Annotated in this window: 9 protein-coding genes and 1 pseudogene (1 of these 10 running past the window's edge); 1 reads left to right on the plus strand and 9 read right to left on the minus strand. The window is 69.7% G+C overall.

What is annotated here, in order from left to right; genetic code table 11:
- The 9 genes and pseudogenes from E6J58_12015 to E6J58_12055 form a co-directional block, all read right to left on the minus strand.
- A pseudogene (locus E6J58_12015) lies at positions 1 to 2195 on the minus strand (exo-alpha-sialidase) (it extends 130 nt beyond the left edge of the window).
- A gap of 77 nt (positions 2196 to 2272) precedes the next feature.
- Positions 2273 to 2584 carry a YfhL family 4Fe-4S dicluster ferredoxin gene (locus tag E6J58_12020; protein TMB37413.1) on the minus strand — a complete coding sequence of 104 codons (312 nt, stop codon included), beginning with the start codon at positions 2582 to 2584 and terminating at the stop codon, positions 2273 to 2275.
- A 58-nt stretch (positions 2585 to 2642) separates the two neighbouring features.
- Positions 2643 to 4004, minus strand: coding sequence for an NAD-dependent succinate-semialdehyde dehydrogenase (locus E6J58_12025; GenBank protein ID TMB37337.1), 1362 nt, complete (start codon positions 4002 to 4004; stop codon positions 2643 to 2645).
- A complete protein-coding gene (locus tag E6J58_12030) occupies positions 4001 to 4756 on the minus strand; it encodes an HAD family hydrolase (GenBank protein ID TMB37338.1) in 756 nt (251 codons plus the stop codon). Before E6J58_12030 ends, E6J58_12025 begins: the two co-directional genes overlap by 4 nt.
- Positions 4757 to 4791: 35 nt before the next feature.
- Positions 4792 to 8433 (minus strand): DNA polymerase III subunit alpha, encoded by a 3642-nt coding sequence (dnaE, locus tag E6J58_12035; GenBank protein ID TMB37339.1) that lies wholly within the window; start codon positions 8431 to 8433, stop codon positions 4792 to 4794.
- A 195-nt stretch (positions 8434 to 8628) separates the two neighbouring features.
- Positions 8629 to 10158 (minus strand): DNA polymerase Y family protein, encoded by a 1530-nt coding sequence (locus E6J58_12040; GenBank protein TMB37340.1) that lies wholly within the window; start codon positions 10156 to 10158, stop codon positions 8629 to 8631.
- 9 nt (positions 10159 to 10167) lie between these two features.
- On the minus strand, positions 10168 to 10938 hold the full coding sequence (locus E6J58_12045) for a hypothetical protein (GenBank protein TMB37341.1): 771 nt from the start codon (positions 10936 to 10938) through the stop codon (positions 10168 to 10170).
- A 95-nt stretch (positions 10939 to 11033) separates the two neighbouring features.
- Positions 11034 to 11468, minus strand: coding sequence for a hypothetical protein (locus E6J58_12050; protein ID TMB37342.1), 435 nt, complete (start codon positions 11466 to 11468; stop codon positions 11034 to 11036).
- A 64-nt stretch (positions 11469 to 11532) separates the two neighbouring features.
- Positions 11533 to 11838 (minus strand): OmpA family protein, encoded by a 306-nt coding sequence (locus tag E6J58_12055; GenBank protein TMB37414.1) that lies wholly within the window; start codon positions 11836 to 11838, stop codon positions 11533 to 11535.
- Between E6J58_12055 and E6J58_12060 the strand changes: the two genes are divergently transcribed.
- Positions 11830 to 12288 (plus strand): peroxiredoxin, encoded by a 459-nt coding sequence (locus E6J58_12060; GenBank protein TMB37343.1) that lies wholly within the window; start codon positions 11830 to 11832, stop codon positions 12286 to 12288. The two genes, E6J58_12055 and E6J58_12060, sit on opposite strands and share 9 nt — an antisense overlap.

Genomic DNA, 12288 nt, shown 5'->3' on the forward strand with positions numbered 1-12288 from the left:
GTCCGCCCGCTGGCGTCGCGGGGGTCGAACTCGATGCTGGAGAGTAGATATGTGCCGCCTGCGGACCCCTGGGGGCGCTGCTGGATACCGACAAGCCAGTGCGACCCCCCGTCGTTGGTCATGTACGCATACCGGTTCGACACTGCGGCCCACACCTGCGTGCTACCCGGATGAGCGGCGAGGTTGCGCAGTCCGATCGTCGTGCCGTCCACCGTGATGAATCCGGTCGTGTTCCGATTCGAGTCCTGCCAGTGCAGGATACCGGACACATTCGTCCACGACTGCGTCCCGCTCCTCCACTGATAGACTCCGGCGGGCTGGCCGCTGAACGTGAGAAATTGTTCCGGCGTCGCGCCGGCGCGGACGATGCGGACGAAGAACGGAAGCGGCGCGAGGCCGGAGGTGAACCGGGCAAACGTCTGTCCACCGTCGGTGCTCCTGTACAGACCGCCGGCGACGGACGCGAAAAAGTTGTCCGGCACCTCGACCTGCAGCGTGGCATCGACATGCGTCGTCGCGCTGACCGCCAAGCCGATCCCATCTCCGCCGAGCACCTGGTTGAACACGGTCGTTTCGCCGAGCCGGACCCTGGTGCCGTTGTCCTGCAGGCCTCCCGCGACGAAGCCCTTCGTCGCCGGGGAGTCTGGCCACGATTCGGGAGCACACGCTACGCTGTAGGCGAGGTGCGTGATCAGACCCTCGTTGTGCGCACTGGTGAAGATGACGTCCTTCGCAGGCGAGGAGAGCGCGTTCGGCGACACCGAGATGCCGCCATCGGAACCCGCGTAGAAGAGGCCGTCCGCCCCGACGGCGAACGCGTGCAGGTCGGCGTGGACGTACGCGCGATCGATGTTCGCGTTCGCGGAGTTGTTCGGCAGCCAGTCCGAGAGGACGGACCACGTCCGACCCGCGTCGAGGGAGCGGATGATCGCCAGTTGGCCGCCGATGAAGACACCGTCGGGATTCGCGGCGTCGACGAGAAGCGCCTGGTTGTACCAGGCCTGCACGCCGAGAACATCGAGGGACATCGCGTCCGGGTTCGGGTTCTCCGGCCGCCGCGACGCGTTGACGTGCAAGGCCTGGAAGCTCAGCCCTCCATCGTCGCTGCGAAAGAGATCGAGCTGCGCACCGCCGTCGACGGTGGCTGCGAGCAGGTAAATCCGTGCGCTGGCGGAATCCGGTACCGTGCTCTCCGCCGTCGCCAACGTGGCGCGCCCGGCAAGCTGCGCGCTCGCGTCCCCGCCGGGAAGCGCAGCGCTGGCAAGGGTCCATGTGGCGCCGTCGTCCGTCGAGCGGAAGAGGACGAGCGAGCCGCCGGCGTCGGCCGTCGGCGGTGCGGTGATGTCCGCCACCGCCTGTCCAGTGGCCAGCCATGTGTCGCTTCCGGCAAAGGCCAGGCTCCACATGTAGTACGCGCGGGAGACGCCGGAAACGATGAGCGGTACGTGGAACCAGCCGGCGCCGCCGTCGGTGCTCCGGAACAGGCCCGCGTCGGTTGTCGCCAGGACCACGGCGCTATTTCGCGGATCCACCTTGATGTCCGTCACCGCGCCCGCGGTCAGCGTCCGGGTGGTGGCCCCGATCGTGTATGTGGCCGCCACAGCCGCGGGGGTCGACCACGTGCCCCCGCCGTCGGTGCTGCGGGTAATGCCTGGCTGCCGCACGTCGAATGGATCGCCGAATCCAAGGAAAAGGATGTCTGGATTCGACGGGTCCATCGCGAGCGTACCGACCGCGGTGGTGCCGATGGCGTCAGTGAGTGGTTCCCAGAGGACCACCGGTGCGGTTGCAGTGGATGTCTTCCAGACCCCCCCACCCGCAGTGGCGAAATAAAGGACGTCGGGGTCCATCGGGTGCGCCAGGATACGGCGGGCACGCCCGGAGTCGATCTCTGTATATCTGTCGCCGTTCACCGCGTAGTTGGCGCGCGTCGGACCGAGGTTCACGAACGCGCTGCTCGACGCTGCAGAGAGCCGCTTCGCGCCCGAAAGGGGCCGGCCCTGGCCGATCGCGTACCGGTCCCTCTCTCTCTGCGCCGCGTCGAGAATCCGCGCCCGGCCGGCGACGTCGTCGCCAGACCAGTCACGCGTCGCCCGCAGCCGCGCCGCCGGATCGTCCAACTCGACTGCCGCCGCCCGTGCAACGGCTGCAGCGAGCAGGACCGCCGCGAACAAGACGGGTGTGCGGGGGCGCAAGCATTCCCTCCCGGATTCGGGAACGCTAACACTCGGCGCCGCGGCCCCCAAGCCAATCGGCGGGGGCGGCGGTCGGCTCAGGCCGTCGGGCGTCGGAACCGGGACAGTTGCGCCGGGAGCGCAGCGATCGCCGGGAAATTCCTTTGGGGATGAAGCTTTTGCGCCCGGGCAAGAAGGTCCGCCTCCGTCTCCGGATTCGTCGGATCGACAACACAGCAGTCGACCGGACAGACCGCGGCGCAAGCTTCCTCGTCGTGGAAGCCTACGCACTCGGTGCAGAGGGCCGGGTCGATGACGTAGATGTCCTCACCCTGCGTGATGGCTTGATTTGGACACTCGGGCTCGCAGGCTCCGCAGTTGATGCACTCCTCGGTGATGATCGTCGCCACTCGGGTCTCCGTCACGGCCGGCTTCGGCACCCGGGCACGCCGCGTGCCGGGCGACCGATCAACCGATCCAGACCGTCTTCGTATTCGTGAACTCGCGAATTCCCTCTTCGGACAGCTCGCGGCCATAGCCGGAGGCCTTGATGCCCCCGAAGGGAAGCCGCGGGTCGCTCTTCACCATGCCGTTGATGAATACCTGCCCAGCGTCGAGCTCGTCCACCAGGCGATCGATCTCCTTCGGATCCTGGGTGAAGGCGGCCGAGCCCAGGCCGAACTGCGTGTCGTTGGCGAGCGCGATGGCGTCGTCGAGCCCCTTCGCGCGTACCACCGCGGCGACCGGGCCGAAGACCTCTTCCTCCCAGACCTTGGTCCCCTTGGCTTCGAGGGCGACGGTAGGCTCGAAGAAGAAGCCGGGGCGGTCCAGGCGCCGGCCGCCGCAGGCCACGTTCGCGCCCTGCTCGCGGGCGCCGCGCACCTGCTTTTCCAGGTCCTCGAGGACCTGCCGGGAGGCGAGCGGGCCCACCTCTGTCGCGTCGTCCTGCGGGTCGCCGATCTTGAGCGCCCGCATTCCCTGGACGAAGCGCTTCTCGAACTCGGGGGCGATTCTCTCGTGCACGATGAAGCGCTTGGCGGCGATGCAGCTCTGGCCGGCGTTCTGGACGCGGGCGGTGATGGCGACCTTGACGGCCTTGTCGAGATCGGCGCTGGGAAGCACGACGAAGGGATCGCTTCCTCCGAGCTCGAGGACCGTTTTCTTTAAGTGGGCGCCGGCGGTAGTTGCAAGGCTGCGGCCCGCCCCGTCGCTGCCGGTCAGGGTGGCGGCGGCGATCCGGGGATCCTCGACGATCTTCTTCACTTTCTCGCTGCCGACGAGGAGCGTCTGGAAGCACCCCTCGGGATAGCCGGCGTCGCGGAAGATCTCCTCGATGGCGAGGGCGCACTGCGGAACGCTGCTCGCGTGCTTGAGCAGGCCGACGTTCCCAGCCATGAGGGCCGGAGCGGCGAAACGGAAGACCTGCCAGAACGGGAAGTTCCAGGGCATGACGGCGAGCACCGGGCCGAGTGGCTGGAACCGCTTCTCGGACCGGCGCGCGTCGGTCTGGACGGGCTCCGGAGCGAGGTGGCGCTCGGCGTTCTCCGCATAGTAGCGGCAGCCGTTGGCGCACTTCTCGACCTCGGCGATGGCGGCCTTGCGCAGCTTTCCCATCTCCAGCGTCATCAGGCGGCCGAGAGCGTCCTTGCGCTGCTCGAGCAGCGCCGCGGCGCGGGCGAGCCGCTGGCTGCGCTCGGCGAAACTGGTCCGTCTCCACCGCCCGGCCGCGGCGGCGGCTTTCTCGAGCTTCTGCTCGATGACTGCATCGGAGTCGGGTGGAAACGTCTTGACGGTTTCCCCGGTCGCGGGATTCACGCTGGCGATGGTCATGGCGTTCCGAGAGTAGCGAGCTTCCGCGCGATGCGCACCACCTCCGCAAAGGAGTGTGCAACCCAGGTCGGCGCCGCGGACCGCAGGAGGGGTTCCGGCTGGGCGCCGTAGGTGACGGCGATCGAGCGGATGCCCGCCCTTTGCGCCATCTCCAGATCGTGCGTGGAGTCGCCGACGATGACCGTGGCGGCCGCGCTGACGCCGAGCTTCTCCAGCGCGAGCAGGGCGATGTCCGGCGCGGGCTTGGGGCTCGCGACGCTGGTGTAGCCGAGGACGACGTCGAAGACATGGCGAAGGCCCGCCGCCGCGACGGTGGAGTCGGCGCCGTCCTGCGCCTTGCCGGTGACGACGGCCAGACGGAAGTCCGCCCGTTTCAATTCGTCGAGCCCTTCGCGCACGCCGGGATAGAGCAGGCCCGGAATGCGCGGCGTGACGTGCGTCCGCCAAAGGACGCGGTAGATTTCGACGGCCTCCGCGGCGCCGGTGGGGCCAGTGCCGATCAGCTGCGCCAGCGCGACGGGAAGCGGCAGCCCGATGGTGTCCTTGATCGCCTGCGGATCCGCGGGTGGAAGGCCCAGCGCGGCGAGGGTGCCTTGCGCGACGTCGACGATCGCCTGGGGGGTGTCGACGAGCGTGCCGTCGAGGTCGAGAAGAAGGGCATGCAGCACCGGCGCGGTCTCGCATGCGAGGCCGGCGCGGTCAACGCAGTTCCAGATCGTTTGGAATGCGCACGCATTGGCAGCCTCCGGCATGCCTGGCCACCAAGGGCGGCGCCCGGAACACGCGATCAATGAAAATCGTGCGAGCGGATGTCGTACTCGATTGCCTCGTGCAGGCCCCAGAAGCGGTCACCCTTGACGCTGGTCACGCCGTCGTACGTCTCCAGGCGTCCCTCCACGACGAGCAGTGAGCTGGCGAGGATGGGGCGGCGGTTCTTCTCGAATGTCGGGGGGTCGATGACGATGTTGGAAATGCCGGTCTCGTCCTCGAGCGAGAGGAAGACGAACCCCTTCGCCGTGCCGGGACGCTGGCGAACGATGCAGAGCCCCGCGGCCCGCACCCGGCGACTCCGGCGCAGCGTGGGGAGCTCGGCGGCGGAGTGGACGCCGAGGACGCGCAGGCGCTCGCGCTCCAGCGCGACCGGGTGCGGACCGACGGTCATGCCCGTGCCGCGCAGATCGGCGGCGATGCGATCGCGCAGGTCCATCTCGGGGAGCGGGCTGCGGCCGCGGTCGGGCGGCGGTTCGACTCGCCCCGGCAGTGGTTGCTCGCCGCGGACTTCCTCTCCGAAGGTCCGCAGCGCCTTCAACGCATGCTCCCGCGGATGCGCATTGATGTGCGCGAGGAGCGCGCCCTCCCGCTGCCTCTCGGGCGCGAGTGGCTTCTGGGGCGCGAGACCTGTCCCACCGGCTACCATGTTGGCAGAGGGGTCCGACATCAGATCCTCGCGTGGCTCGATTCGGGCGAAGAGGCCGGGACCTCGCCGTGAGGCGGCCTCCGCTTGCCAGAGTGCGGCCCGCCGGGTGGGCAGCGCCCCTCCGGGGTGCATGGGCACCGAGGCGAGCGCGCCGATCTCCGCCAGCGCGGTCAGCTCGTCGCGGCGCAGCCTCGTCCGCGCCGCCAGATCGGCGATGCTCGCAAACGGCGCGCGGGCGCGTTCCTCGACGATCTTCTTTCCCACCGTCTCCCGCAGCCCGCGCGCGTACCGCAGCCCGAGTCGCAGTCGCAGCTCCTCCTCCGGTCCGGTCCGCTCCAGCGTGCACAGCCAATCGCTGCGGGCCGCGTCGATGGGCTTCACCCGCACCCCGCGCCGCTGCGCGTCCTTCACCAGCGTGGCAGGGCTGTAGAAGCCCATCGGCCAGCAGTTGAGCATCGCCGCGTAGAACGCCTGCGGATGGTGCACCTTGAGGTACGCGCTGGCGTAGACGATCAGCGCGAACGACGCCGCGTGGCTCTCGGGAAATCCGTAGAGCGCGAACGAGGTGATGCTCTGCACGATCTCGTCCTGCGCCTTGGGCGCGATCCCGTTCGCCGTCATTCCCGCGCGCAGCCGCTCCTCGATGTGCTTCATCCGCTCTACGCTGCGCTTGCTGCCCATGGCCCGCCGCAGCTCGTCGGCCTCGCCGCCGGTGAAGTTCGCCGCGGTCATGGCGATGCGCATGAGCTGCTCCTGGAAGAGCGGCACCCCGAGCGTCCGCTTCAGCACCGGCCAGAGCGACGGATGGGGCACCGAGGGTTTCTCCCGCCCGGCGCGCCGCTCCAGGTACGGGTTGACCATCTGCCCGACGATCGGTCCGGGCCGGATGATCGCCACCTCCACCACGATGTCGTAGAAATGGTCGGGGCGCATGCGCGGCAGCGTGGCCATCTGCGCGCGCGACTCCACCTGGAAGACGCCGATGGTGTCCGCCGTCTGCAGCAGCCGATAGACACCGGGGTCGTCGGGCGGAAGCTGCGCCAGATCGAGCTCGACGCCTTCGTGTCCGCGGACCAGCGGAATGGCCTGCTCGAGCACCGCCATCATCCCCAGCCCGAGCAGGTCGATCTTGATGATGCCCAGATCGGCGCAGTCGTCCTTGTCCCACTGCACCACCGCCCGGCCGGGCATCGAGGCGGGCTCGAGCGGAACGATCTCGTCGAGCCGCCCGCGGGCGATGACCATCCCGCCCGAGTGCTGGCCGAGATGCCGCGGCAGGCCGGCGATCTGCTGGCAGAGCTGGAGGTACAAGGCCACCCGCCTGTCGCCGGTGGCGAGCCCCGCCTCGCGCGCCCGGTGCTGGAGCGAATCGTAGTCGGTGATGAACTCGAATTGCGGGAGCAGCTTCGAGATCCGGTCCAACTCCTCCTGCGGGAGTCCGAGGACCTTGCCGATCTCCCGCGAGGCGGAGCGGGCGCGGTAGGTGATCACGTTGGCGGTCATCGCCGCCCCCACCGCTCCGTAGCGCTGGTAGACGTGCTGGATGACCTTCTCGCGCTGGTCGCCGCTGGGAAGATCGAGATCGATGTCCGGCCACGCCTTGTGCCCGGTTGCGTCGGTCCGTTCCTCGGAGAGGAAGCGTTCGAAGAGCAGGTTCATCCCCACCGGATCGACCGCGGTGATCCCCAGCGCGTAGCAGACGGCGCTGTTGGCCGCCGATCCGCGCCCTTGCACGAGCACGTTCTCCTGCCCGCAGAAGAGCACGAGGTCGTGCACGATGAGGAAATACCCTGCGAGCCCGAGCCTCGCGATCAGCGCCAGCTCCCGCTCGAGCTGCGCCACGGCCTTCGGCCATCGCGAGCTGCCCGGGCCTCCGTACCGCTTCGGCGCGACGTCCATGGTGCGGTGCCACAGCTCGCCGTCGAGCGAGGCGGCATGCAGGAACTGCGGCTCGGGCAGCTCGTACCCGAGATCGTCGAGGGTGTAGGCGCAGCGCTCCGCGATCTCGCGCGTCCGGCGGACTGCCTCCGGCAGATCCCGGAACAGCCTGGCCACCTCGGGCGGGGAGCGGACGTGCCGCTCGGCGTTGCGCGAGAGGCGCCGGCCCGCTTCGTCCAGCGTCGTCTTGAGGCGGATGCAGGTGAGCGCGTCGAACAAGGGCTTCCCTTGCGGCGCCGCGTGGCGCACCCCGGATCCGGCGACGATCCGCAGCCCTCGCGCCCGCGCGGCGTCGATCCGGCTGCGGTTCTCGCGCTCGCTGCGTGGATCGAGGTCGCGCCGGATTTCGGCAAAGAGCCGCTCGGTCCCGAGGTGGGCGGCGAGGACCATCAGGTGCTGCGGCTTGCCCGCGCTCAGCGCGACCAGCCCCTGCCGGAAGTCGGCGAGTTCCGCGGCAGTGACGGTGCACGCGTCCTTTCCCCCTTTGGCGTGGCCGAGCGTCAGCAGCCGGCAGAGGTTTTTGTATCCCGGGCGATCCTCGCAGAGCAGCGCCACCCGGCCGGCGCCCTCGACGTCGAGCTCGGCGCCGACCAGCGGCCGGACTCCTTGGCGGCGGGCGATCGCATGGAAGCGGGGGATGCCGTACAGACCGCCGACGTCCGCGAGACCGAAGACGGCATGTCCGGCGGCGGCCGCGGCGTGCGCGAGATCCTCCGGCAACGAGGAACCGCGGAGAAACGAGAACGCGCTCCGGGCATGGAGCTCGACGTAGTCGCAGGAGATGTCGGACCGGCGCGATACACTGATCACGGGCGGGGCACGCGGACCCCTGACTGTATCGATCGCGTTCGCGCCCTCGTCGCCCGAGAGCACGCCAAACGGAACGAGTGAGGGCCGCGGGGCCGGGGTGTCCACCAGATCGTCCTGCGGAAACGGCGAGAGCTGCGCTTCGGGCGGCCGGCGCGCGTCGATGGCGAGCTGGATGGGACAGTCATCGTGCGACTTGCGCGGATCGCCCCGCGCCACCTCGCGCTTTGCCCTTGCCCTGCGCTCCTCGCGGGAAGGCCGTTTCACGGCGAGCCTCCAGCGAGCTCGTTCCGGGACGAGTTGAAGTGTTCACTTCCCAACTCGCCCCGGGGCGAGTTCAAGTGTTCACCAGTCGACTCGCCCCGGGGCGAGTCCGAGGCATCCCTGAGAATTTCCGGGCAGTTGGCGGTGCTTCGTGCGCCTGCTCGCGCCGCGGTCGTCAGCCGATCAGTCGTCAGCCGATCAGTCATAGACCGCCTCGATCCGCCAGGTGCCGGTGGCCAGCTCGCGTGCCGCCCGGATCAGGAGCCCTCCGGCCAACTCCAGGTCGTACGCGTCGAGCGCGAGCGGCGCGTCGGTCCACCATTCCGCGACCGTCCGCCACGGGCCGGCGCTGGCGACCACCCGCCCGCCCAGGGCGCCCTCGCCGATGACCAGCAGCGGCGTGCCGGCATCGTCGCAGCGCACCTCCGCCGTGCGCGGCGGGCGCAGCGCTCGCGCGGCGAGCGACAGCTCGATCTCTCCCGGAACCGCGATCCGCGGCGGCGGAGGTGGCGCGAACTTGCCGCATTCCGCGGCGAAGGGCGCCCACCGATCTGGTGCATGCGGCCGGCCGATCCGGTCGGGCCCGACCATTGCGGACAGCCGCGCCACCGCGGTTGCGAGCTGGGTCGGACTGGCGGCGCGCGGTCCGAAGAGCGGCATCTGCTCGAGCACTTCGCGCGTGGGAACCGCCGAAAGCCGCACGGCGCGCACGCCGGCCATGGGCGGACGCGACTCGACCGACAGCCGCAGCAGCTGCAAAAGGGCGGCGGCCTCGCGTGTAGGCGCCGCAAGATCCAGCGCGCGCTCATCCCAGGAGCCGTCTGCAAGCCGCAGCTGCAGATCCATCTCCCGCGCCATCAGCCCGCGCGCAGAGAACCTTTGCGCCAGCCGATCGAGCAGCGCTTTCCAGACGAACAGCAACGGCTCCACCGAAGAGGCGTCCCACTCCAGCTCCTCTCCTTCCTCGAACCGTTCCGGCTCCTCGCGCGACACCAGCGCAGATGCGTCTTCCCCTCGCGCCAACCGCGCCAGCAGCCCTGCTTCGGGCCCGAGCCGTGCCGCCAGCGGACCCGGCGGAAGAGCACCGACTTCACCGAGCGTGTGCAGGCCGAAGCGGCGCAGCGATTCGAACAGCTCGTCGGGCAGCTCCAGCGCATGCAGCGGCAGCGCGGCGAGAAACTCGCGTTGCTCCTCGGCCGCGACCACGAGAAATGCTCCTCCGCCGGCGCCCCACCGCGTCTCCTCCAGCGTCAGGTCGGCGGAAGCCGCCCGCGCCGCGAGCCGGGCGACCGCCTTGCTCGAACCGAAGCCGACCGCAGCGCGAAGCCCGACGTGCTCCGCGGCGGCCACCAGCGCGCGAGCCACCGCGCGGTCGTCCCCGATCAACGATTCCAGCCCCGCTACGTCGAGGTAGACGAGTCCGGGCGCCGCCTCCTCGACGCGAGGCGACACCGCGGCTGCCGCCTCGCGTGCCGCCTGGGCCGCGGCCCTCTCCCGCTCGGGCGACGACTCGCGCGTGAGCAGCCGCGGACACGTCGCGCGCGCCTCCGCCAGCGTCTGCCCTGCTCCGACGCCGTCGGCCGCTGGCGTCGCCCCGAGCACATGCGCGCGCCCGCCGAGATCGCGTCCCGCCTGGACCACGGCGAGCGGCTGGGAGCAGAGCTGCGGCTCCGCGCGCAGGGCGGCGACGAGCGGAAGGTCGGGAACCCAGAGGCAGGCGATCTTCATCGGCCACCGTCATCCCGGCTCGAGCGGCAGATGGATGGGCAGCGGCGGTGAAGGCGGCATCCGCTTGTGCCGCGCCACCGCGCCCACCGCCTGCATGCCCCGCAAAAACCGCCCTGGATCGCCTGGACTGCCTTCCCACTGCGCGCGACCGCGCTCCAATTCGATGGTGGCGGTGGCAAACGTTCCGGCCTGCGGAGCCCGCGCCAGCACCAGGAGGACGCCGCCGTGCTTCTCCGCCCGCCGCGCCAGCCGCGCCCACGGCGATGCGCCCGGGGAGAAGGACTTCTTCTCGAATCGGACCACCTGGATGATGCCGCGCGGCTGCTTCGGCGGCGGGAGGACGCTGACGTCGCCGAGGTCCAGCGCCACCAGCGCGAAGCGCGCCTCCAGCGCGACTTCGGCGGTGCGCAGCGCCTGCACCGGATCGCGCGGGCGCACCCAGAGGAGGCGGTCGAGATCGATGCCGTGCGGCGACGCATCGAAGGAATCGCCGGGATCGATCAGCGCGCAGTTCTCCCCGGCGCGCGTTGCCGAAGCGAGAGCGGCGCGCATCAGCGCCGTTCCCCCTGCGCCGGCGGGGCCGACGATCTCGTGAAGCTGCCCCCGCGCAAGTCCTCCTCCGAGCGCAGCATCGAGGGCACGAAACCCCGTGGGCAGCGGCCGCGGCACGCGAGGAGAGAGCGCCGGCGCCCTGCGCACCTGGCCGTCGCGAAGCAGCTCCTCGAGGGCGTGGAGGTCCCTGGGCAGGCGGCGCGCGGGCAGTGTCACGGCCTGATCGATCTAGCTAAACATCAGTTCAGGTGCAAGGGCCGGGTTGATCAAGTCTTCGGATCAACCGCCAGGGGCGCCAAACGAGCCAAGTTTTTAATCTTTTTCTAGTGTACCGATTGGGGGATCGTCCCGACCGGATCCATCCGCATCCGCCGCTCCGGGATGGGCATCCGCTCCTTCACTCCAGGTCGCTCCGGCATCATCGCCAAGGCAGCCGCGCCTACCGCGAGCAACGCGTCGCGAGCGGCGATGTCCAGGTACTTGCCCGTTGAGAGCAGGTTACCGGTGATGGCCGCGAGCCATCCGGACACGAGCGCGCCCCCCACGCGCGGCCGCCGCAGCACGAGAAGCCCGGCGGCGATCTCCACCAGACCGACCAGGCGCATGAACGTTCGTCCGTCGACCGGCAGGCGGCGCTCCACCTCCGGGCTCAGATACTTGTCCCAGTCCACCAAAAGATTGGTGAACTTGTCGGCGCCCGCGACGATGGGCACCAGCCCATACCCGATTCGCAACAGCGTTCTCGCATCCGACGGCATGCTCGCACCCCCGACGGGAAGGTTGCGACGGCGAGGCGGCCCGGGAAGCCCTCGTGGCCGCCTCCTACTCCTTGACCATCGCAATCCGCAGCTCGACCCGGCGGTTCTTCGCCCTGCCCCTCACGGTCGCATTGGTCGCCACGGGCTGAGCTTCACCGAGTCCCACTGCCATCGCCCGCTTCTCCGGAATGCCCCGCTGCACGAGAACGCGGCGCACGGCTTCGGCGCGGCGGATCGAGAGCTCGTTGCGCCTAAGACTGCGGCCGGAGTCGCGAAATGCAGCAAGCGCGCGCCCGTCCGCCCGCGCCGGGCTTGCACGCGCGGTCAAACCCTGCGAAGAGGGCGCGCATCCGGAGGCCCCATGCTTCAGGTCGGAGAAGTCGCGCCGGACTTCGAGCTGCTCGACGAGGAAGGCAAGCCTACGCGCCTTTCGAGCTTCCGCGGGCGCAACGTAGTGATCGTCTTCTTCCCGGCAGCGTTCTCTCCCATCTGCACGCAGGAGCTGAAGCAGATCGGTGCCCGCAGGATGGAATACGAACGGGAGAACGCGGCGGTGATCGGCATCTCCGTCGACAATCGCTGGAGCCTGCGCGCGTTCAAGCGGGACGAAGGATTGAGCGCGACGCTCCTCTCGGATTTCCATCCCAAGGGCAACGTGGCGCAGAAGTTCGGCGTCTTCCTCGGCGAGACCGGATATGCGAAGCGCGGCACGTTCGTGGTCGACAAGGACGGAGTCATCCGCGGGATCAGCGTCAAGGAGCCGAAGGAGCCGCGCAACGAGGAGGACTACTTCAACCTGCTGCGCAACTGTCCGAGGTGA

This window comes from Deltaproteobacteria bacterium, from assembly GCA_005879535.1.
In the GTDB taxonomy this organism is placed as follows: Bacteria; Myxococcota; Myxococcia; order Myxococcales; family 40CM-4-68-19; genus 40CM-4-68-19.